Consider the following 22290-nt stretch of genomic DNA (forward strand, 5'->3'; position numbering starts at 1 on the left):
GAAGTAAACGGCACAAGGCTAAATCGGGTTTTTGTCTTGTGCCTTTGTAACTCGGCTTTATTTTTCGCAGGTATTTTTATTCAGCCCTGAATATATTGGACACCAACCGGAATAACCGGTTGCAACAAGAACCAAGCCCACTAATAATAAAAGAACTTCACCGCCTGGGATGAAAAGTGAAATAACCAGAAGTGCAGATCCTGCATACAAACGGTATTTTTTTTCTTTCTCACCAACATTGTGTTCAAATTTAAGCATACGTTTAACATCAAAATTCATCTTAAAATCCTCTGTGTGTCGTTATTATTATCATTAACAAAGCAATGGTTCAGTCTGTCATTATTGAACCTTACGCAATATACACAGCTCTAAAAAATGTGCAAGCAAAAAAATATTAACAGTAGGTGCTTTAAGCAATGGATGTAACTTCAATAATAGACCCCCTTAATGATGCTCAACGTCAGGCAGTTACCGCGCCATCGCAGGCCATGCTGGTTTTGGCCGGTGCCGGTAGCGGCAAGACTCGTGTTTTAGTACATCGCATTGCTTGGCAGATCCAGGTGGAAGGTGTGTCTGCGCAGAGTATTTTAGCCGTAACCTTCACCAATAAAGCGGCTAAAGAAATGCGAGGCAGGATTGAAGAGTTGCTGAAAATGTCCGCGCAATCTATGTGGATAGGCACTTTTCACGGTATAGCGCATCGGCTGTTAAGACGCCATGCCAAGCAGGCTAAATTACCCGACACTTTTCAGGTCATGGATTCCGGCGACCAGTTGCGGCTTATTAAGCGCCTATTGGCTACGTTGAATCTCGATGCCGACAAGTGGCCGCCGCGCCAAGTGCAGTGGCATATCAATGCGCAAAAAGACGAGGGTATCAGGGCCAGGCATACCCTAGAGACCAACGATCTCTACCAACGGCAAATGCTGAGGACATATCAAGCCTACGAAGAACTGTGCGACCGTTCCGGCCTAGTAGATTTTGCCGAGTTGCTACTGCGGGCGCATGAATTGCTGCGTGATAACCCTGATGTGCTGGAGTATTATCAGCAGCGTTTTCGGCAGGTTCATGTTGATGAGTTTCAGGATACCAACACGATACAATATGCCTGGTTGCGGCTGCTGACCGAGGGCAGGGACAATATTTTTGTGGTCGGCGACGACGATCAGTCCATCTACGGCTGGCGCGGTGCGAAAATCGAGAATATCTACAGCTTTCAAAAGCATTACCCGAATCATCAAGTCATCAAGCTGGAGCAAAACTACCGCTCTACCGGCAATATCCTCAAAGCCGCCAACAAGGTTATCAGTGTTAATGACGGTCGTATGGGTAAAGAATTGTGGACCGATGCCGGTGACGGCGAGTTGATTTCCCTGTATGCGGCATTTAACGAACAGGATGAAGCCCATTTTGTCGTCGAGCGCATCAGAGCCTGGGTGAATGAGGGCGGCCTACGTAAAGATATTGCCATTCTTTATCGGTCCAATGCCCAGTCCCGCCAGTTTGAAGAACGCTTGATGACCACCGGCATACCGTACCGGGTTTACGGCGGCTTGCGCTTTTTTGAGCGGATGGAAATTAAAAACGCGCTGGCCTATTTACGTTTGATGTCCAATCGCAATGACGATGCGTCGTTTGAACGGGTGATCAACACCCCGACGCGCGGTATAGGCGCTAAAACCATTGGTGAAATTCGAACTATAGCGCGGGATCAAAGCCTTTCATTATGGGCGGCGGCTATCGTGCTGATTAACCAGCGCACCTTGTCGGCAAGAGCGACCAATGCCTTGATCGGCTTTTTGGAATTGATTAAACAATTTGCTGGGCAGGCGGAAGGCAAGGAGCTTTTTGAACAGGTCAAGCTGGTGGTCGAGAAAAGCGGACTCATTGAACTGTATCAAAAAGACAAGGTCGACAAAGGCGAAGAGAAGGTAGAAAACCTGGAAGAGCTGGTCAACGCTGCGCGGCTTTTTGATGCCACCGCAATCGGAGATATCGCCATGGATGGTGTGTATGCCGCAGGTCTGCCGGGAGCAGACGCGGTGCTGGAAGATGAAGGGAGCTTGAGCGATCTGGATATGTTTTTATCGCACGCAACACTCGAATCCGGTGAATTGCAAGGCGATGATTTTGACGATTGCGTACAGTTGATGACCCTGCATTCGGCCAAAGGGCTGGAGTTTACGTTGGTGTTTTTGGTCGGTATGGAAGAAGGTTTATTCCCGTCGCAACAATCCGTCGATGACGTCGGGCGACTGGAAGAGGAACGCAGGCTTTGCTATGTCGGCATAACCCGCGCCATGCGACAGTTGTATCTGACCTATGCCGAATCCAGGCGATTATACGGTCGAGAAACGTACCCCAGGCCATCGCGTTTTCTGCGCGAGATTCCGCCGGAACATTTACAGGAAGTCAGGATGCGCGCCACCGTGAGTCGTCCGGTGACCGTGGTAAAGCCGAAAGCGCAATCGTTGCAAATAGCAGGAAAATACAAGCTGGGGCAACGCGTCAGTCATGCCAAATTCGGTGAAGGCGTGGTGTTGCAAATGGAAGGCGAAGGCGCACAGGAACGCGTGCAGATTAATTTCAAGCAAGTCGGGATCAAGTGGCTGATACTGGCTTATGCGCAATTGGATGTGTTGTAGCAGTGGCTGAGCCCCGAATAATTCGCAATTGTCACAGGGTTGCCGTACTGGCAAGTAGCCTAATATATGAACACACTTTATAATAGTCGGCAGATAGTATTGGGCTGCGGGTATTTTTACATCCGCAACCGCAATGGCTTTCGGCTTGATCCCCTCAACGTAACAGATTGAAATAGGAATCCTTAATGTCACAGAAAATTTTAGATGCAGTAAAGCCAGGTGTTGTCACTGGCGATGACGTACAAAAAATCTTTGCGATTTGCAAAGAAAACAGCTTTGCCTTGCCTGCTGTCAATGTCATCAACACGGATTCGATCAATGCGGCGTTAGAAGCGGCGGCAAAAGTAAAATCGGCTATCGTTATCCAGTTTTCCAATGGCGGCGCAGCATTTGTTGCCGGTAAAGGCCTTAAGGCGGAAGGCCAGCAAGCCGCTATTTTGGGCGCTATTTCCGGCGCTCAACACGTACATGCTCTGGCTGAAGCTTATGGCGTACCGGTTATTTTGCATACCGACCACGCCGCTAAAAAGCTGCTGCCTTGGATTGACGGCTTGTTGGATGCCGGTGAAAAACATTTTGCAACAACCGGCAAGCCATTATTCAGCTCGCACATGCTGGATTTGTCTGAAGAAAGCCTGAAAGAAAATATCGAAATCTGCGGCCAATATTTGGCGCGTATGTCCAAAATGGGCATGACGCTGGAAATCGAACTAGGCTGCACCGGCGGTGAAGAAGACGGCGTTGACAACAGCGATATGGATCACTCATTGCTGTACACACAACCTGAAGATGTGGCTTACGCTTATGAAGAATTAAGCAAAATCAGCCCACGCTTCACGATTGCCGCTTCTTTCGGCAACGTTCACGGCGTTTACAAACCGGGTAACGTTAAATTGACGCCTAGCATTTTAGCTAACTCACAAAAATACGTCTCTGAAAAGTTAGGTGTTCCAACGAATACCTTGAATTTCGTCTTCCACGGCGGTTCAGGCTCAACACCAGAAGAAATCAAGGAATCAATCAGCTACGGCGTGGTCAAGATGAACATCGATACCGACACCCAATGGGCAACTTGGGAAGGGATCATGAACTACTACAAACAAAACGAAGGTTATTTGCAAGGCCAAATCGGTAACCCTGACGGTGACGACAAGCCTAACAAAAAATACTACGATCCACGCGTCTGGCAACGTGCCGGTGAAGTCGGCATGGCGGTTCGTTTAGAGCAAGCGTTTAAAGAATTGAACGCAGTGAATACGCTGTAAACTGATTAGCTGAGTAAAAGGCCGGTGCAGCTGCATCGGCCTTTTTTTTGCGTTGGATGTGGCAAGATGAACATCGAAAATATCAGCCTGAGTCAGGTGTTGCTATGGGAGCTTGCTAAAATCCATGCGGCATAAAAAACAGCTCAACAAAGAACAACACATGACGAATAACCTACTAATATAGTAGACTATATAAATCTCAGATTACGGTTTAATACCATGACAGCAACAGACAATGTACACCCGCACGAAATTCATAAGTTCGGCTCGATGGCGGAACGCTGGTGGGACACCCAGGGTGAATTCAAAACTCTGCACGATATTAACCCGCTGCGACTTCAGTTTATTCAGCGTTATGCTGATATTGCCGGTAAACGCATCGTTGATGTCGGTTGCGGCGGCGGCATTTTGACCGAAGGCCTGGCTAAACACGGCGCTGATGCGTTGGGTATCGATCTGAGTGAAGACCTGATTGATATTGCCGATCTGCACGGGCTTGAATCCGGCGTGACCGCGCATTATCAAAAAATCAGCGCTGAAAATCTAGCCGAGCAGCAGCCGGAAAGCTTCGATCATGTGACTTGCATGGAAATGCTCGAACATGTGCCTGACCCCGGCTCTATCATCTCCGCTTGCGCCAGAATGGTCAAGCCCGGCGGCATGGTGTTTTTCTCGACGCTCAACCGCAAACCCAAGGCGTATTTATTGGCTATCTTTGCAGCGGAATACGTCTTGCAAATGCTGCCCAAAGGCACTCATGACTTTAAAACCTTTATCAAACCGTCGGAGTTGTGCCAGTCGGCGCGCGCCGCAGGCCTTGAATTGCAGGGTATGGTAGGTATTGAATATAATCCGTTCAGCAAGCATTTCAGCCTAGGCAAAGACATAGACGTCAATTACATCGCTGCCTTCAAGCGTCCTGAATAAAACATGTGTGCTGACTTCAAATTATCCTGCGTATTATTCGACCTTGACGGCACTCTGGTGGATACTGCGCCGGATTTGATTTCATGTTTGAACCGTGCGCTAAACGTTCACGGCTTTGATATTGTTGTTCCTGAAATCATTAAACCGTTTATTTCGTACGGTGCGGCGGCCATGATTAACGCCAGCCAACCTACGCTTGACGATCAGTTAAAGGCCGATATTCTGGAAACTATGCTCACTCATTACCAGAACAATATTGCCGAACATACGGTTTTTTTCTCCGGTATGGCCGACACGCTGGCTGCGATTGAAGCCCAAGGGCTTAAATGGGGCGTGGTCACCAACAAACGCAAACGCTTCACTAACCCGCTGATGGACGCGCTAAAACTGACCGAGCGCGCCGCCTGTATCGTCAGTGGCGATACCACTGCCAATCCCAAGCCGCATCCTGAACCGATGCTGCTGGCCTGCAAACAGGCGGATGTCGACCCGAAAGAGTGCGTCTATATCGGCGATGCGTTACATGACATTACCGCCGGAAAGAATGCGCAAATGAAAACCCTGGCCGCAGTTTACGGTTACATTAATCCCGGCGATACTCCGGAAACCTGGGGCGCCGATGCGTTAATCGAGTCCCCCGATCAAATTTCAACTTGGATAGCCAAACTATCATGCCGCTAACAAATCAAGTCATTTTAATTACCGGCGCGGGCGGAGGTCTTGGCAGTACCGCTGCTTTGGCATTAGCCAAGCACGGTGCGCATATCATTTTGCTGGATAAAAATATTGCCAAACTGGAAGCGGTTTACGATGCGATTTTGACCATCAAAGCGCCAGAGCCGGTCATTTACCCGTTCGATTTAGCCGGTGCCAATGAAAACGAGTATCAGGAATTAGCCGACAAGATCGATGAGAAATACGGCTCGCTCCAAGGTATCTTGCATTCAGCGGTAGAGTTTAGCGCCTTTTCTCCCATTGCTACGCACAAAACCAAAGACTGGGGACATACCTTAAATGTCAATTTGAATGCACCTTTTCTGCTGTGCCGGGTTTTGTTGCCGGTACTGCAAAAGAGCGAGCATGCTTCCATCGTCTTCACCTCCGATTCCTCGGCCAGAAAGGCTCCGGCTTATGCAGGCGCTTACGGCGTGTCAAAAATAGCTCTGGAAGGTCTCGCTAACATCCTGGCCGAAGAGCATGAATCATTCGGCAAAATCCGGGTCAATACCTTGATACCGGGGCCGATAGACTCCCCGTTAAGAAAACGAGCCTATCCGGCGGAAGATAAAAGTAAGTTGCCGACGATGAAATCGCTGGCTCCCATTTATCTGTATTTGTTCGGCTCAGAAAGTCTAGGCATAACCGGCCAAGCTATCGATGCCCGAACCTTCTATTTATAACTAAATCATTATGGCTGAAAGAGAAGACGTTGTTTTAACCCGAGATGTCAATATTGTTACCATTCCTGACGGCAATACCGACACGTTAAGCCAGGGTCAGATAGTCACGATTCATCAGGCGCTTGGCGACAATTACACCGTGGTCACTGAACATGGGCATATGGTGCGCATTGCCGGGATCGATGCCGATGCCTTGGGCAAGGAATCGCATCAGCTGCAAACGCTGGTATCGGAGACCGATGCGGCGGCGGTTGAACAAAACTGCTGGGAAGTGATGAAGACAGTTTACGATCCTGAAATCCCGGTCAATATTGTTGATCTTGGACTGGTTTATCAGTGCAAAGTAACCCCGGTAGATGAAGGCTTGAATGATGTTCATGTCATCATGACCCTGACTGCGCCAGGCTGTGGGATGGGGCCGGTTATCCAGAGCGACGTGGAAAAATGTATCCGCGCATTGCCCGGTGTCGATCGTGTTAATGTCGAAGTGGTGCTTGACCCGCCCTGGTCGCGGGAAATGATGTCTGAAGTGGCGCAGTTGCAATTGGGATTGTATTAAAGTTAGCTCAGAAATAACAAGAATTAGAATTTGGGTGAAAACAGGATGATCACTTTTAAAGAGATTAATTTGCAAGTCGGTTCGCGTCTGCAAATGGCGTTGCGACATGGTTCCGACGAACTAATTTATAATACGGAACTCACCGGTAGCCACTATAAGACTGGTGAAAAAGAAAAATCCCTAAAGCCTAAGTAGGTGCTGTGATAAATCGGCGCTTGGCGCTGGGTGATTCGTTCGATAGTGAATACCGGAAATCAGCGACTTCATTGTAATAGCCGGTATGGTCGCCATAAGGGCCTTCCGGCGCGAATTCGCCGGGATAGATAAAGCCTTCCAGCATGATTTCAGCGCTGGCCGGAACCTGCAAATCGTTAATCAGTGATTTGGCGACTTCGGTTTTGCTGCCGCGCAATAAACCGGCAAACGCGTATTCGGGCAGGGAGTCCGGCACCGGCGTGACGGCAGCCAGTAGGGTGGCAGGATCAGCGCCTAAAGCGACAGAAACAGGGAAGGGCTGGCCGGGATGGGTGGCCTGGAATTCTTTAAAATCCAATGCGCCACCGCGATGCGCCAGCCAGCGCATGATAACTTTGTTTGCCTCGTTCCCAAGCTCCAGCTTGGGAATGCAGTGCGGGATGCTCCAGCATCCCGTATCGCTAGAACAATACGACAAAATGCCTCGTCAAGCAGAGCTTGACGATAGGCATTCGCAAGCCAGAGCTTGGGAACGAGACAACGATAACATGCTGCGGTTGGCCGGGAATGATGATTCGTGGGAGACGTGCCATAAAATTGATCCTAAAAAAACAATTAGCTGCAGTTTATCTGGTTTTTTAATTAAAAATCAATCCAATCTGACCCATTGATTTGAGGTATTCGCGACGAACCGGAGTGGCAAGAAGGACGCCCCGGCTTAATTAAGCCAACTTTACGTCCGGCCATAGTTTCAATCTGTTTTTTAAAATACTCATTACCCAAAGGCGTACCTGAGCACAAACTTGCACGAATAATATCCAACTCATCGGCATCGGATTTCAGTGCAAATAATCCGCGATAGGTCGACTGCCTAGCTTCAGGCGTGCGGCCTAACGCCAAATATTGTTCATGCGGCTGAATGACCGCATTATCAACCCCCTGCGCATTAGCCGCATAACTTGACCAACGATACTGCGCCGCATGTTCGACCATACCCGCGCGTACCGGATTCATCTCAATATAGCGCATACAAATTAAAAAATACGCTTCCGATTCAATAATACAGCCTTTATGTCGGCCTTCCCACAGACTCCCACAGCGCTGATAGGTCTTATTCATATAAGGCACAAAATGCCGCCCGATACCTTGAAACAGCCTACTGATAGCTGTTGAAGATTCAGGAGTAACCAGCAAATGCACATGATTGGTCATCAACACATAAGCATGAACCCGGCAGCCGCATAGGTCAGCCGACGCCTTTAAACAACGTAAATAAACCAAATAATCTTCATCATCAAAAAACACCGGCGCCTTATTGTGTCCACGCTGAAAAACATGGACAGGAATGCCTGGCTGATAAAAGCGTGGTTTTCTGGGCATCAAGAATTCAACAACGTTAACGGATGCCTCAACTTCAAGCCTTTAAAACGCTTAAACCGCTTGTCAGCGGTCACCCACTCACAACTCCATTCCATCGCCAACGCCGCGTGATAAGCATCCGGTATATCGTTACCTGTTGCCTTAATCTGCGCCAGACATTCGACAAAAATAGTCCAATGCATTGAACCGGGTGCAAGACAAACCGCATTAGGCAGCCCCCTGATTTGTTCAGTAAAGCGAAGCGCACTTGATAAAGTAGAAGGAATTTCAAAGACTTTAGGGTGCGTCACAACCCGTAAAAAACCACTCAAAACCAACTCCGAATAAGCAAAAGACGCCTGACCATTAATAACCGACTCCAACCATTGGCGATAAGCCAAATGATTTGCCGCATCCTCCCTATGTGCATAGACCAGCACATTAACATCCATTAAAAACATCAATAACCAGCCATAATATCGTTCAAACTTCGATTATTATCCAAGTTAACACCCGGCTTTAAACCAGGCCCGGAAAAAGTTTCTAACCTTACCGGCTCATGTGAAGAGGATTGATGCGAAAAAAAATCACGCAACGCATCTTCCAAAATCTGCTTCAACGTACAGCCTTGTTGAACAGCCTGATGCTTGGCATGAAGTAACAATTGATCATCAATATCTATAGAAGTTCGCATAAGTTAATTTCTCAATTTAAGGAAGGTACGTGAATAATATAGCAGGAAAATAAAAGTCGTGCAGATATGTGTATTTTTTAAGGTGTCTGACCCCTTTATTATGACCCTTTTATTAAGGTGTCTGACCCCTTTATTTGACCCCTTTATTTTATTTTGACCCCTTTATTTTTGCTGTTGGCAATCGCTTTCCACACGCCCTGCAATAGCTTTAATGCGGCTTCGGGTTGGCCGGTGCGGTTATGAACCATCGCCAGACCCATGGATGCTGCGGCGTTGCCGGGCTGCATTTTCAAGGCCGCGCGGTAAAGTTCGGCGGCATCGGCATAGTGATGGTTTTCAAGCTGATTGCCGACGTCTTTGAAGGATGCGAATGTTTTGGCCATGGCTGCTGTTTTTATCGCTAAGTAGCGTAAAACTTCGCCGTTCAGGGCGGAGATGTAAGCGGCTCAGTTTCATATTTTCCATAGTATGAATCTCTATTGTGTTAAAATCAAATGGTGCCTCCAGAGGACGCTTAGGCTCTCTCAATGACGGCAACTTAGTTTTAAAAGACTTCAAAAGCACCATCAGCGATAACCAAGCAAATTGTGTGAAGTCTCGAATAACCGTACAAAAGTAAAACAACCGTCGGATAGACGGGGTTAGTCTGTGAAGTGAACGGTGCAATAATGCCGTCAGCAGCAGAAACCAGTCAGCAGTAGCAATACACACTCACTCTTAGGCAACTAGGAATCCCCCTTCCTTTAGGCGGGGGAGGATGTGTGCGCCCAGCATGGGCGCGATCTCGGAGGTGAAAGTCCTCCCGTGAGCTGACCACAGCGAGCGAATGGAAGCGCAACTGCGCAAAGGTGACTGAGCGTGGGAAGGAAGCGTGGAAAGAAACCGTGAGCCGATGAACAAAAATCAGATATGAGGCGCGTCCAATCAAGGCGAGCAGGCACATTACTGCGAAGCTTTTGTGGTCAATGAGAGGTGGCGTAGATCTGGCGGTTGTGCGGGGAAGGATCACGTTCTTACCTGGGGAGATCTCGTTTTACGCCTGAAAGGGCGACGGCGTAAGCCGGGACGAGAAGTCAGCAGAGGCCATAGTAGCTGGGTGACCAGCGAAGGGCCAAACGAGAAGGAGAGCTGAAAAGTTATGAATCTTGGAAATGTACTGCATCAGAAGTCCGGGAAACCGGAGCGGGTCGTGACCGGCAAGGGTGAAGCCCAAGCCGATGCGGCACGCGATGAAACACGTCCGGCGTTTCATAAACAAGAAGGCTTGGGGCGGGAGGACTTGCTTGCTCAGGCTCTCTCGCGTGAGAGCATGGCTGCGGCGTGGAAACGCGTCAAAGCCAACAAGGGAAGTGCTGGTGTCGATGGACTGACTATCGGGCAGACTCCGGAATTCCTCAAGACCCATTGGCCACGAATCCGGTCAGAGCTTTTAAACGGGACGTATAGGCCTCAAGCCGTGCGGCGCGTGGAAATTCCAAAACCGGCAGGTGGTACGCGGGAGTTGGGGATACCGACGGTTGTCGATAGACTGATCCAACAGGCCTTGCTGCAAGTCTTGCAGCCGCTGATCGATCCGACTTTTTCAGAGTCCAGCTATGGCTTTCGACCTGGCCGAAGTGCGCATGATGCAGTGCTCAAAGCACAGCAATACGCGCAAGAAGGCTACCGGGTTGTGGTCGATGTGGATTTAGAGAGATTCTTTGATCTGGTTAATCACGACATCCTCATGGACAGGCTTGCCAAACGTATTGCCGACAAGGCCGTTCTACGGCTGATCAGGCGGTATCTACAAGCCGGGATCATGGCCAAGGGTATGGTGATGGAGCGAGAACAGGGGACGCCACAAGGCGGGCCGCTGTCGCCGCTTCTGGCCAACGTGTTGCTCGATGAAGTGGATAAGGCTTTGGAGAAACGGGGACATCGATTCGCCCGATATGCCGATGACTGCAATGTTTACCTGCACAGTCAGAAAGCCGGCGAGCGGGTGCTTCGCTTTCTGAGGAACCTGTATGAGAGGCTGCACCTTCGGGTGAACGAGAAGAAAACCGAGGTGGGTCCGGTATTTGGGCGCAAGTTCCTTGGCTACTGCCTTCGGCGGTGGTCAGGCGATACGGTCAAAATTGCTGTGGCACCCAAGGCGCTCGACACGTTTAAGCAACGCATCAGGCTCATCACACGCCGGGTGGGTGGACAAAGCATGGCTCAAGTGGCTGAACAACTGCAAGCGTATATGCCCGGCTGGAAGGCCTACTTCCGACTGGCGCAAACGCCAACGACGTTCAAAGATTTGGACTCTTGGCTGCGACATCGACTCAGGGCGATTCAACTGAAGCACTGGCGGACTGGCACCACAATCTATCGTGGGCTACGAAAGCTTGGCGCGTCACACGAGTTGGCCCTGCAAACAGCGGGTGGTGGTGGTCGATGGTGGAGTCACAGTGGCTCTGCCTTGAACAAAGTCCTCACGGTGAGCTATTTTGACAGCATTGGCATTCCGAAACTCACATGACCTCAACTTCTCGAACCGCCTGGTGCGGACCCGCATGCCAGGTGGTGTGGCAGGGGCGCAGCTTAAAGCTGCCCCCTATGCCGTTCAACAAATAAAACGCTCCGGCATCTAGAAATAAAATGTGGATGGCACAAGAAAAAATCCTACGCGAATACGGCTTGCCCTGGCCTGATTACGAACTGCTTGATGCGGGTGACGGCAAGAAACTGGAGCGATGGGGACAGGTCATTACCATCCGCCCGGAAATTCAAGCCAATTTCAAGTCGGGGTGGCCTTACGCCCAATGGCAGACGATGGCGCATTGGGAATTTGAAGAGCAATCTTCAACCCAAGGCCGCTGGCTTAACATCAAGCCGCATGCGCCTGAGCAGTGGCTTATTTCTTACGGAAACGTAAACTTCAGCTTAAAACTAACCAAATTCAAGCATGTGGGCCTGTTCCCGGAACAACAGGCAAACTGGCGTTTTATTAAAGAGCAGGTTAGCGCCGGTCAGAAGATCTTGAATTTATTTGCCTACACCGGCGCGGCATCGTTGGTTGCCCGCGATAATGGTGCGGAAGTCGTGCATGTGGATTCGGTCAAGCAACTGCTTACCTGGGCCAACGAGAATAGGCAGCGCACCACTGCAGCGACAGATATTTTGCTCCATGCAGAATCTGCATCCCCGGCATCCCTGTGGGTTATGCCGGAGGTAGAGCCATGCATGGAACCATTGTCGAGTAGCCTTTCCGACATCAAATGGGTGCATGAGGATGCGTTAAAATTCGCCCGGCGCGAATTGAAACGTGGCAAACAATATGACGGCATCATCATGGATCCACCCGCCTGGGGGTTGGGTGCCAAAGGCGAAAAGTGGAAGTTGGAAAATCACCTGCCCGGTTTGATAGAAACAGCGTATGGACTGATGAATCCGGGCGCTTTTTTAATGGTTAACACCTACTCACCTAAAGTGGAACTGACCGATTTGGCAAACATTGCCGAGCAGTATTTTTCCGCGCATCAACTGGAAATAAAACAACTGTGGATGCCGACAAAAACCGGCAAGGAGCTGTATTGCGGCAATTTATTACGGGCGATCAAGTAAGGCTATTCTGACTGAGGGTATCTGTAAAATGGTAGGCGATGCCTACAGGACTCGCTGCTCGATTGAAACCGGCACAGATTCTGTGCGCTCAGCTATCAAAATAATAGCTCACGGATTGCCCTCTCTCCCACCGCTAAAACAAACTATCCCACATCTCATCCACTTTCTTGACCACCTCGGGCGACATCACGATCGTTCTGCCCCATTCCCGGTTGGTTTCCCCCGGCCATTTATTGGTCGCGTCAAACCCTACTTTGGAGCCTAAGCCTGAAACCGGGGAGGCGAAATCGAGATAATCTATTGGCGTGTTTTCGAGGATGGTTAAGTCTCTGACTGGATCCATGCGGGTGGTTATCGCCCAGATTACATCCTGCCAATTGCGCACATCAATATCGTCATCAACGACAATCACAAACTTGGTGTACATGAACTGGCGCAGGAATGACCAAGTCCCCAGCATTACCCGTTTGGCGTGACCGGGATATTGCTTTTTCATGCTGATGACGGCCATACGGTAGGAACAACCTTCCGGCGGCAGGTAAAAATCGATAATTTCCGGGAATTGCTTTTGCAAAATGGGTACGAACACTTCATTTAATGCCACGCCCAGAATGGCCGGTTCGTCGGGCGGCTTGCCGGTGTAGGTGCTGTGATAAATCGGCGCTTGGCGCTGGGTGATTCGTTCGATAGTGAATACCGGAAAATCAGCGACTTCATTGTAATAGCCGGTATGGTCGCCATAAGGGCCTTCCGGCGCGAATTCGCCGGGATAGATAAAGCCTTCCAGCACGATTTCAGCGCTGGCCGGAACCTGCAAATCATTAAGCAGTGATTTGGCGACTTCGGTTTTGCTGCCGCGCAATAAACCGGCAAACGCGTATTCGGACAGGGAGTCCGGCACCGGCGTGACGGCAGCCAATATGGTGGCAGGATCAGCGCCTAAAGCGACAGAAACAGGGAAGGGCTGGCCGGGATGGGCGGCCTGGAATTCTTTAAAATCCAATGCGCCACCGCGATGCGCCAGCCAGCGCATGATGACTTTGTTTTTGGCGATGACTTGCAGGCGATAGATGCCGAGATTCTGCCGTTCCTTATTCGGGCCTTTGGTAATCACCAGCGGCCAGGTAATTAAGGGCGCGGCATCTTCCGGCCAGCAGGTCTGGATAGGGTAAGCGCCCAGATCGATTTCATCGCCTGCTCTTACCAGTTCTTGACAAGGCGGGGAGCTGATTAATTTAGGTGCCATATTCAACACTTGCTTGAATATAGGGAATTTCTCCCACGCATCCTTCATGCCTTTTGGCGGTTCGGGTTCTTTTAGGTAAGCCAGTAGCTCGCCGATACCGCGTAATTCGGTGACCGAGTCTGCGCCCATACCCATTGCGACCCGACGCGGCGTACCAAAAAGGTTGGCCAGTACTGGAATATTGGCGCCTTTGGGATTTTCAAACAGCAATGCGGGGCCACCCTGTTTTAAGGTGCGGTCGCAAATTTCGGTCATTTCCAGGTAGGGGTCGACTTCAACGGTAATGCGCTTGAGTTCCCCTTGTTTTTCCAGTTGTTTGATAAAGTCGCGCAGGTCTTTGTATTTCATGCCGTTATGCCGTTATGTCTGAGCAAGGCGTCAATAGTGGGTTTACGGCCGCGGAAGTTGATAAATAATTCCATCGCGTTCTCGCTGCCGCCTTTTTCAAGGATGTTGGTCAAAAAGGCTTTGCCGGTTTCCTGGTCGAAAATGCCTTTTTCTTCGAACAGCGAAAACGCGTCGCTGGACAATACTTCCGCCCATTTGTAGCTGTAATAGCCCGCCGCATAACCGCCGGCAAAAATATGCGAGAAGCTGTGGGCAAAGCGGTTGAATTTAGGCGGAGAAACAACGGCAACCTGCTCCCTGACTTGTTCCAGGGTTTCATAGATGCGGCCGCCTTTTTCTGGGTCGTAGTCCCGGTGAATCCTAAAATCGAACAGGCTGAACTCCAGTTGCCTGACCATGATCATGCCGGCCTGAAAGTTTTTTGCCGCGATCATCTTATCAAACAAGGCGTCCGGCAATTTTTCGTCGGTCTGATAATGGCCGGATATCAGCGCCAGTGCTTCCTGCTCCCAGCACCAGTTTTCCATGAACTGACTGGGCAGTTCGACTGCATCCCATTCCACGCCGTTAATGCCGGAGACGCCCAGATGATCCACCTGGGTGAGCATGTGGTGCAGGCCGTGACCGAACTCATGGAACAACGTGGTAACGTCGTCATGCGTCAGTAATGCCGGTTGGTCTCCATGAGGCGGAGTAAAGTTGCAGGTCAGATAGGCGACCGGAGTTTGAATGGTATCGTCAAATCGCTTACGGCCTACGCAATCGTCCATCCAGGCGCCGCCGCGTTTTTTGGCGCGGGCATAAAGGTCGAGATAAAACTGGCCGCGCAGTGATCCGGCCTGGTCATGGATTTGGAAAAAACGCACATCGGGATGATAACTGTCAAAATCGCTGATTTCTGCTATTTGCAAACCGTACAATTTTTCGACGATGGCAAACAGTCCGGGCAACACGCGGGTGATCGGAAAATAGGTTTTCACTTCTTCTTGCGACAATTGGTAAAAATGTTGGCGCATTTTTTCCGAAAAATAGCTCATATCCCAGGATTGCAGGTCGTTAATGCCGTAGTGTTGGTTGGCGAATTCACGCAATTCGGACAGATCCTTGCGCGCATGTCGCCAGGATCGGTCGGCCAAATCTTCGAGAAAATTAGTTACGTCATCCGGCTTTTCAGCCATTTTGGTTGCCAGCGACAGTTCCGCGTAATTGGCAAAGCCCAGCAAACGGGCTTTTTCATGGCGCAAGGCCAGGATTTTTTCCATGTTTTCGCTGTTGTCCCACTGGTCTGCATGAGGGCCTAGTTCGGAAGCGCGGGTGGCGAAGGCTTCGTAGTGCTCTCGACGCAATTCGCGGTTATCGGCGTAAGTCATTACCGAAATATAGGACGGGAATTGCAGCGTGATCATCCAGCCGTTTTCGTCTTGACTTGCCGCGGCCTGCTTGGCCTGAGCCAATGCCGATTCAGGCAGTCCGGCCAGATCCTGTTCGTCCCTGATCAGCTTGCTCCAGGCATTGGTTGCATCCAGCAGGTTTTCTTCATAACTGCTGGCAAGAGCGGATAATTCCTGGCTGATGTCCTTGTAACGCTGTTGTTTTTCCTTGTCCAGGTCTATGCCGGATAATTTGAAATCTCTTAGGGCGTTGCGGATGATTTTTTGCTGGGCGGTGTCCAGTGTCGCAAATTCATCGCTGTCGGCAATAAAACGATAGGCTTTAAACAAGGCTTCGTTTTGTCCCATTTCAGTAGAATAGGCGCTGAGTTTGGGCAGGCAGGCGTTGTAGGCGTCACGCAGTTCATCGCTGTTGACCACCGAATTCATGTGGCTGACCGGAGACCAGGCTTTGTTGAGCTTATCGTCTATATCTTCCAAGGGTTCGATCAGGTTTTTCCACGTGTAATGTTGTGTGGCTTGAACGACTTGCATGGATGCAGGAGGTAGAGCAATGCCGGAGCAATTGCCGAGATGCTGTTCTATCGACGAACGGGCTTCGGTTAGTAGTTGGTCAATTGCCGGGACTACGTGTTCCGGTTTAATCTGGGAAAATAACGGCAGGGTGGAGTTGGCTAATAAAGGATTGTTCATAAGTGGTATCAAGAAAGAAAGTTCATGGCTGCATTGATGCGATGTTGTGCTTTGTGCAGTACATCTAAAGAAAAGTCCGGGGTTAGTTTGTTGTTTTTAAGTTTAGCATAGGCAGGTATAGAGTTCAGGTAAGGTATTTCCTTAGCTCTGTTGGTGCCGAAATAACTGTGCAGCTTGGCTAATATGACTATATCAACCAGACTCAACTGATCGCTCTCACTTTCGTAGAACCAGTCTTCGGCGTGCTTGGGGATGCAGGCTAATTCCGGAGCAAAGCCCAAAGTGTGCAGTACCAGCGAGCCTACAGGCGGGTTTAGAAATGGGATAGCCGAGTCCAATACATCCAAGTTCGGGTATTCGTTTGGATACTGTTCGGCAAAATGCAATATCGGTATTGTACCTATGTTGCAGACCAGTCCGGCTAATAAGGCATCTTCAGGGTTGACCGTACCGTCTTCCTGTGCAAGTATAAAACTCAAGCTGGATATATAGAGGCTGTTTTTCCACAAGGTTTGCATTTTAGCCATGAGTTGCGGATTTTGGCAGCGGAACAGTTGTTTTAGACTGATGCCCATGACCAGTTTGCGCGTTTGATCCAAGCCCAGGCGAGTAACCGCCATATGGCAGCTGGTAATGGGTGAAATGGGCAAATATATCGGGCTATTGGTCAACTGGATCAGTTTGGCTACGATAGATGCATCCATGCCGATAATTTTGACAGCCTCATTGATGCCTAAATCCCGCTCCATGGCCTTTTTTAATTTTAAAGCGACATTGGGCAATGAAGACAGGCTTAATTTATTTTCCCGGTAGGCCTCCGAAAAGCTGGTAAAAAAACGGTTGCCGGCTATTTGTTCAGGTAACTCAATATCAATAAGTTCAACGGTAACTGCCTGCTGTCGGCTTTGACCTGACCATCGACAGATAAATTCTCCCGAAATCGCCAGAATTGTAATGTCTGTTTTAGCGAATGCGGTTGCTCCGCAAATCTTGCCGCTATTAAGCGGCAGGTTGGCCAGCGATGACTCTGCCGACAGAGTGTAGCGGTTGTCGCTATCCGGCTGAAATTCAATGCTGCCTTCCAGTAGATAAAAAACTAAATGGGTTTTCTGGCCTAGTCTAAAAATTACGGAACCCTGAGCATAGCCTAGGGTCGTGTGAGCTAGTTGCTCTACATAAACGTCGTCCATGTCTCGAAGTGGAGCCAGTTTTTTTAGCGCTGTCAGCGACAGTTTTGTATGTTCGGTGAAGACGGGTTCCGAACAACTAAGTGAACTATTTGGATGATTGGGTGGGGTGATGTCTGGTTTTTTTTTCGGGGCAATACTTTGGGTGCGCTTGGAAAATAGTTTGGTAAACCAATTCATGATGACATCACTAATAAATTTAGTCGGCTGGCTGGAAGGTATGTGATTTTATATTTTATAAATGTAATGGATTAGTGATCTGAGTCGTGAGTATCAAAAAATAGGGCTGTTTTGGATAGATGATCGTGCCAGCTGCGCTGATTTTTATCAATAAGAATCCATAAGACGCCTAGTCCTAAAAAACCCCATGAAAGAATGGCGATAGAGAAACGGAGCAAGGCCTGTTTCCAGGTGAGGGGTTTTCTATCCAGGGTGAGTACTTTGATTTTCCACGCGCGCAGGCCTAATGTTTGCCCACCATGCGTCCAAAACCAGGCATAAAAGAAGAAGCTGACTAGCAGCAGATACAGGGGGAAAAGGAATTGTTGGGCCGTGAAAGCCTGGCCTGAATTTAGAGGTAACAACAGTGCAGTCGCAACAAATAAAACAGCGATTAGCAACAAGAGGTCGTAAAACATAGCTGCTAGTCGACGTAAAAAACCAGGCTTAGCAATGAGATAATTACCTGATTTTTGCTGTGTGCTCTTTGTTGATACGGCCAACTAAATTTTAAATAAAGCTAGTTTTTGTCCAAAATACATGCACATCACCATCAGTGCTCCCAGCATTACCAGGGAAAATAAGAATGGCGGCCTATGAAACAGCAGAATGAAGAAATCTGTTGCAAAAAGGCTGGTGAACAAAGGTTGGTCAATTAAGCCATTAAGAATCTTTTTGAACATAACAATCCCAGTCAAGCACGCTAATGTTTGTGCGCATGTTTAAAAAATGGTTGTCTGATATTTATCTGGTGTGTGCAATATGATCTAAATTAGAATTGCAGGTAAAAAAATCAGAGTGGTAATTTTACTCCATTCAAAAGGGGAATGTAAAAGAAACTTGCGGATTGGGTTAGAATTCATTAGCAATGATATAATCAATATAATTAGAAAAATAATGCAGGGTGTAAAGACTATTTTAAACTTCTTTAAAAAAATTATTAGTTCAGTCAGAAATGAAACTGAACCTGTTGCTGCAAAAAACAAAATATATTCGCGCGCGGAGCATAATATTTCACGATCAATGATCAGTGAGAGCGCGTTGAAGGTTTTATATCGTCTGCAAAGGGAGGGATTCGAAGCTTACCTTGTCGGTGGCTGTGTGCGTGATTTGTTGTTGGGACGGGAGCCTAAGGATTTTGATGTTGTCACCAATGCCGATCCTGATCAAGTTAGGAAAGTATTTCGTAATTGTCGACTAATCGGACGTCGGTTTCGTCTGGCGCATGTGCACTTTGGCCGGGAAATTATTGAGGTTGCGACATTTCGAGGTGCGGGAGAAGAACAAAGCGACAAACAAGTGCTCAATAATGAAGGGCGTTTGTTAAGGGATAATGTCTACGGCACCATTGAGGAAGATGTTTGGCGTAGGGATTTTAGCGTTAATGCGCTCTACTACAATATCAAAGATTTTTCGGTAGTGGATTTTGTCGGCGGCATGGCTGACCATAAGGCCGGCATTCTCAGGCTTATTGGTGATCCCGAAATGCGTTTTCGTGAAGATCCCGTACGGATGTTGAGGGCAGTACGTTTTGCCGTTAAACTCGGTTTCAAGCTGGATAGTGATTGCGAAAAAGCGATACACAACGACGCGCAGTTATTGGCGAGCATTCCATCCGCTAGGCTTTATGATGAAGCGTTAAAGCTGTTTTTATCGGGCTATGCATTACAAACTTTTGAAATGCTCAGGCATTACGGGCTTTTCCAAGTACTGTTTCCGTCCACAGAGAACAGTTTGGCGATTGAAGAAAACGGTTTCCCCCGGTTGTTGTTGATTAAAGCGCTGGAAAATTCGGATAACAGGATAGCCGAGGGTAAAACGGTTACCGCTTACTTTTTATGGGCCGCTTTTTTATGGGAGTCGGTGCAGATACTGGCGAAAGAAAAAATGAAGAAAGGCGAAGTCGAATATATTGCCTATCAGGATGCCGCTAGTGAAATCATTGCCAGGCAGATTAAAAGTACGGCTCTTCCACGCCATATCAGTATGGCTATGCGTGAGGTCTGGAATATGCAGCCCAAATTCAATGCGCGTATCGGCTCCAAACCCAGTCGCTTAATCGGGCACCCTCGCTTTAGGGCGGGTTATGATTTTTTGCTCTTGCGTTCAGAGACAGGAGGGGCGGATCCAGAGTTGGCTGCATGGTGGACTCGATATCAGAATGCCAGTGAAAATGAACAAAGAAAAATGACGCAACCACCCAGAAATTCACAGGGTAGCAAGTCGGGACGCAAAAGAAGCTACCATAGAAAGCCTAAAGACAGCGCGCCAAAAACAGAATCTTAATGTATTGAGTCATGAAAAATCTAGTCACTGATGGGGTAGTCGCTTATATAGGTTTGGGCAGTAACCTGGCAAACCCTGTAGAGCAAATACAAGCAGCGCGCACTGCAATAACGCAGCTAGCCGACGTGCAGGAATTGGCTTTTTCAAGTTTGTATCACAGCGCGCCTATGGGGCCGCAGGATCAGCCTGATTACGTTAATGCGGTGATCGGCGTTAAAACCGGTTTGCCGCCGATAGCTTTGCTGCGTTGTCTGCAGCGCATCGAAAACGCTCAGGGACGGGTCAGGAAATCTGAGCGCTGGGGAGCAAGAACGCTGGATCTGGATATATTGATCTATGGCGATCAGATGATTGAACTGCCTGATTTAACAGTGCCTCATGTAGGCATTGCTGAACGGGCTTTTGTTTTGTACCCCTTGTATGAGATTGCTCCGCAATTGTTGGTGCCCGGAAAAGGCAATATTGCCGGCCTGCTTGATCAGTGTCCCATGAATGAACTAAAACGGCTGGATTGAGTTCCTCTTCAATAAAGCCGACATCCATCTGAACAATATGAATCAATATCCTTCCACCGCTACGCTAAAACCGTTGTCGATTAACGATCTGGCGGCGATGAAACAACGCGGCGAGAAAATCTCTTGTTTAACCGCCTACGATGCCAGTTTTAGCGCATTAATCGACAAGGCAGGTGTCGATATGATGCTGGTGGGGGATTCTCTGGGTATGGTTATCCAGGGACACCATACAACGCTTCCGGTCACCATTAGGGACATGGTTTATCATGCCCGGTGCGTCAGCAATGCCAGACAGCGGGCGTTTATTATCGCCGATTTGCCGTTTATGAGTTATACCACGCCTGTTAGTGCAGCTAAAAATGCGGCCAAATTAATGCAGCTTGGCGGCGCACAAATGGTTAAGCTGGAAGGGCCGAGAATCGATTGCGTCAGTTTTCTTGTCGATCACGGCATTCCGGTTTGCGGGCATTTGGGTTTGTTGCCGCAATCGATTAATCAATTGGGCAGTTATAGGGTGCAGGGCAAGGAAAGGGCGGCTGCCGAAAAAATGCTTGCCGATGCCCATCAATTGCAGCAAGCGGGCGCGGGGCTGTTGGTATTGGAGTGCGTCCCGGCAACCTTGGCTAAAGACATTAGCGCGCAGTTAACGATCCCCGTTATCGGTATCGGTGCCGGTGCAGACTGCGACGGGCAGGTGCTGGTGCTGTATGACATGCTCAATATCGGCACCATCAAGCGTCCGCGTTTTTCCAGGAATTTCATGAATGGCGCCGCGAATATCGAGGAGGCTATTCATGCCTATCATCAGGCGGTCAAGCAATCCCTGTTTCCCGCTACTGAACATAGTTTTTAAGGTTTATGCGCATAGTTAATACCGTAGCAGAATTGCGCGACGCCCTTAGAGTATGGCGCTCAGCAGGACAGAGTATTGCCTTGGTGCCGACGATGGGCAATCTGCACTCCGGGCATCTGGCGCTGGTGGATGAAGCCCAAAAGAAGGCAGATCGGGTGGTGGTCAGTATTTTTGTCAATCCGACCCAGTTCGGTATTGGCGAGGATTTTGAGACTTATCCCCGTACCGAAGCTGAAGATCGGCAAAAGCTCAGTGCTTGCGGTGCGGATTTATTGTTTCAACCTGCTGTTTCAGCCGTTTATACATCGGATGCCAAAACGGCTGTATCGGTATCCGGTTTGTCTGAAGGGTATTGCGGCGCGTTTAGGCCGGGGCATTTTGACGGCGTTGCAACAATTGTGTGTAAATTATTCAATATGGTGCAGCCGGATGTCGCCTTATTTGGCTTAAAAGATTTTCAGCAGTTGACGGTGATACGGACGATGGTCAGGGATTTGAACGTTCCTGTTGAAATAGTCGGCGTAGCAACGGTTCGGGAGGCAAGCGGCTTGGCAATGAGTTCCAGGAACGGCTATTTAAGTGCCGAGGAGAAAACGACAGCCGCAAAACTTTATCAAACTTTATGTGTCGCGCGTGACGCTATTTTAGCCGGATCAGCCTCTTTTCAGGAAGTAGAACGCAAGGCAATACTGTTTTTGCAGGAATCCGGTTTTCAGCCGGATTATTTTAGTGTGTGTAGGGTGAGTGATTTGAAAAAAGCAGACGAGGATGATATGGAGCTGGTTTTGTTGGCGGCGGCGCACTTAAGCAAAACCCGGTTAATCGATAATGTTTGTTTTTCCAGAAAACCCCAATCCCACTCAGACGTTCTTTTATCTGAGGGGATTTAAAGGCTAAAAGTTGATGCATTGTCG

General features: G+C 48.9%; 22 protein-coding genes and 1 pseudogene. 12 read left to right on the forward strand and 11 right to left on the reverse strand.

Annotated features, from left to right (window positions below):
- Window positions 1-57: 57 nt before the first annotated feature.
- The gene (locus ABXJ76_RS02105; protein WP_432743647.1) at window positions 58-279 is read right to left on the reverse strand and encodes a YgaP family membrane protein; all 222 of its coding nucleotides are present in this window, start codon (window positions 277-279) and stop codon (window positions 58-60) included.
- 137 nt (window positions 280-416) lie between these two features.
- Between ABXJ76_RS02105 and uvrD the strand changes: the two genes are divergently transcribed.
- The 6 genes from uvrD (at window position 417) to sufT (ending at window position 6796) form a co-directional block, all read left to right on the forward strand.
- The gene (uvrD, locus tag ABXJ76_RS02110) at window positions 417-2645 is read left to right on the forward strand and encodes a DNA helicase II (protein ID WP_432743648.1); all 2229 of its coding nucleotides are present in this window, start codon (window positions 417-419) and stop codon (window positions 2643-2645) included.
- A gap of 185 nt (window positions 2646-2830) precedes the next feature.
- The gene (gene fbaA, locus ABXJ76_RS02115) at window positions 2831-3910 is read left to right on the forward strand and encodes a class II fructose-bisphosphate aldolase (protein ID WP_432743650.1); all 1080 of its coding nucleotides are present in this window, start codon (window positions 2831-2833) and stop codon (window positions 3908-3910) included.
- 219 nt (window positions 3911-4129) lie between these two features.
- Entirely contained in the window at window positions 4130-4837 is a 708-nt protein-coding gene (ubiG, locus tag ABXJ76_RS02120; RefSeq protein WP_432743652.1) for a bifunctional 2-polyprenyl-6-hydroxyphenol methylase/3-demethylubiquinol 3-O-methyltransferase UbiG, read from the forward strand.
- Window positions 4838-4840: 3 nt separating this feature from the next.
- Window positions 4841-5518, forward strand: coding sequence for an HAD family hydrolase (locus tag ABXJ76_RS02125; RefSeq protein ID WP_432743655.1), 678 nt, complete (start codon window positions 4841-4843; stop codon window positions 5516-5518).
- Window positions 5509-6237, forward strand: a complete 729-nt coding sequence (locus ABXJ76_RS02130; protein ID WP_432743657.1) for an SDR family NAD(P)-dependent oxidoreductase — start codon at window positions 5509-5511, stop codon at window positions 6235-6237. The genes ABXJ76_RS02125 and ABXJ76_RS02130 overlap by 10 nt, the downstream gene beginning before the upstream one ends.
- A gap of 10 nt (window positions 6238-6247) precedes the next feature.
- Window positions 6248-6796 (forward strand): putative Fe-S cluster assembly protein SufT, encoded by a 549-nt coding sequence (sufT, locus tag ABXJ76_RS02135; protein ID WP_432743659.1) that lies wholly within the window; start codon window positions 6248-6250, stop codon window positions 6794-6796.
- A gap of 185 nt (window positions 6797-6981) precedes the next feature.
- On the opposite strand, the pseudogene ABXJ76_RS02140 reads toward sufT, so the two are convergent.
- From ABXJ76_RS02140 to ABXJ76_RS02160, 5 genes and pseudogenes are all read right to left on the reverse strand, one after another.
- Window positions 6982-7391 (reverse strand): annotated as a pseudogene (locus ABXJ76_RS02140) (UbiD family decarboxylase domain-containing protein); the annotation flags it as partial.
- A gap of 242 nt (window positions 7392-7633) precedes the next feature.
- Window positions 7634-8371 carry a transposase gene (locus ABXJ76_RS02145; RefSeq protein ID WP_432743661.1) on the reverse strand — a complete coding sequence of 246 codons (738 nt, stop codon included), beginning with the start codon at window positions 8369-8371 and terminating at the stop codon, window positions 7634-7636.
- Complete coding sequence (locus ABXJ76_RS02150) at window positions 8371-8811, reverse strand: type II toxin-antitoxin system VapC family toxin (protein WP_432743663.1); 441 nt, start codon at window positions 8809-8811, stop codon at window positions 8371-8373. Before ABXJ76_RS02150 ends, ABXJ76_RS02145 begins: the two co-directional genes overlap by 1 nt.
- Window positions 8811-9044, reverse strand: a complete 234-nt coding sequence (locus tag ABXJ76_RS02155; RefSeq protein ID WP_432743665.1) for a hypothetical protein — start codon at window positions 9042-9044, stop codon at window positions 8811-8813. The genes ABXJ76_RS02150 and ABXJ76_RS02155 overlap by 1 nt, the downstream gene beginning before the upstream one ends.
- A gap of 143 nt (window positions 9045-9187) precedes the next feature.
- Window positions 9188-9427 carry a tetratricopeptide repeat protein gene (locus tag ABXJ76_RS02160; protein ID WP_432743667.1) on the reverse strand — a complete coding sequence of 80 codons (240 nt, stop codon included), beginning with the start codon at window positions 9425-9427 and terminating at the stop codon, window positions 9188-9190.
- 755 nt (window positions 9428-10182) lie between these two features.
- On the opposite strand from ABXJ76_RS02160, the gene ltrA reads away from it, so the two are divergent.
- Together ltrA and ABXJ76_RS02170 are read left to right on the forward strand one after the other, a co-directional pair.
- Window positions 10183-11553 carry a group II intron reverse transcriptase/maturase gene (gene ltrA / locus ABXJ76_RS02165; protein ID WP_432743669.1) on the forward strand — a complete coding sequence of 457 codons (1371 nt, stop codon included), beginning with the start codon at window positions 10183-10185 and terminating at the stop codon, window positions 11551-11553.
- Between the two features lie 119 nt (window positions 11554-11672).
- A complete protein-coding gene (locus ABXJ76_RS02170; protein WP_432743671.1) occupies window positions 11673-12638 on the forward strand; it encodes a class I SAM-dependent methyltransferase in 966 nt (321 codons plus the stop codon).
- 133 nt (window positions 12639-12771) lie between these two features.
- Here ABXJ76_RS02170 and ubiD read toward each other — a convergent pair whose 3' ends face one another.
- From ubiD to ABXJ76_RS02195, 5 genes are all read right to left on the reverse strand, one after another.
- Window positions 12772-14232, reverse strand: a complete 1461-nt coding sequence (ubiD, locus tag ABXJ76_RS02175) for a 4-hydroxy-3-polyprenylbenzoate decarboxylase (RefSeq protein WP_432743673.1) — start codon at window positions 14230-14232, stop codon at window positions 12772-12774.
- On the reverse strand, window positions 14229-16316 hold the full coding sequence (prlC, locus tag ABXJ76_RS02180; RefSeq protein ID WP_432743675.1) for an oligopeptidase A: 2088 nt from the start codon (window positions 16314-16316) through the stop codon (window positions 14229-14231). Before prlC ends, ubiD begins: the two co-directional genes overlap by 4 nt.
- 8 nt (window positions 16317-16324) lie before the next feature.
- Entirely contained in the window at window positions 16325-17683 is a 1359-nt protein-coding gene (locus ABXJ76_RS02185) for an HDOD domain-containing protein (protein WP_432743677.1), read from the reverse strand.
- Between the two features lie 71 nt (window positions 17684-17754).
- On the reverse strand, window positions 17755-18225 hold the full coding sequence (locus ABXJ76_RS02190) for an RDD family protein (protein WP_432743679.1): 471 nt from the start codon (window positions 18223-18225) through the stop codon (window positions 17755-17757).
- On the reverse strand, window positions 18226-18405 hold the full coding sequence (locus ABXJ76_RS02195; RefSeq protein ID WP_432743682.1) for a hypothetical protein: 180 nt from the start codon (window positions 18403-18405) through the stop codon (window positions 18226-18228).
- 214 nt (window positions 18406-18619) lie between these two features.
- Here ABXJ76_RS02195 and pcnB point away from each other — a divergent pair, with 214 nt between their 5' ends.
- Genes pcnB through panC form a run of 4 tightly spaced genes read left to right on the forward strand, consistent with a single transcriptional unit; the run spans window position 18620 to window position 22266 of the window.
- Window positions 18620-20008 (forward strand): polynucleotide adenylyltransferase PcnB, encoded by a 1389-nt coding sequence (gene pcnB, locus ABXJ76_RS02200; protein ID WP_432743684.1) that lies wholly within the window; start codon window positions 18620-18622, stop codon window positions 20006-20008.
- 11 nt (window positions 20009-20019) lie between these two features.
- Window positions 20020-20523, forward strand: coding sequence for a 2-amino-4-hydroxy-6-hydroxymethyldihydropteridine diphosphokinase (folK, locus tag ABXJ76_RS02205; protein ID WP_432743686.1), 504 nt, complete (start codon window positions 20020-20022; stop codon window positions 20521-20523).
- A 37-nt stretch (window positions 20524-20560) separates the two neighbouring features.
- Window positions 20561-21376 (forward strand): 3-methyl-2-oxobutanoate hydroxymethyltransferase, encoded by an 816-nt coding sequence (gene panB, locus ABXJ76_RS02210; protein ID WP_432743688.1) that lies wholly within the window; start codon window positions 20561-20563, stop codon window positions 21374-21376.
- 5 nt (window positions 21377-21381) lie between these two features.
- Window positions 21382-22266, forward strand: coding sequence for a pantoate--beta-alanine ligase (gene panC / locus ABXJ76_RS02215; RefSeq protein WP_432743690.1), 885 nt, complete (start codon window positions 21382-21384; stop codon window positions 22264-22266).
- The last annotated feature ends 24 nt before the right edge of the window (window positions 22267-22290 follow it).

Source organism: Methylobacter arcticus, assembly GCF_050917435.1.
Lineage (GTDB): Bacteria > Pseudomonadota > Gammaproteobacteria > Methylococcales > Methylomonadaceae > Methylobacter_A > Methylobacter_A titanis.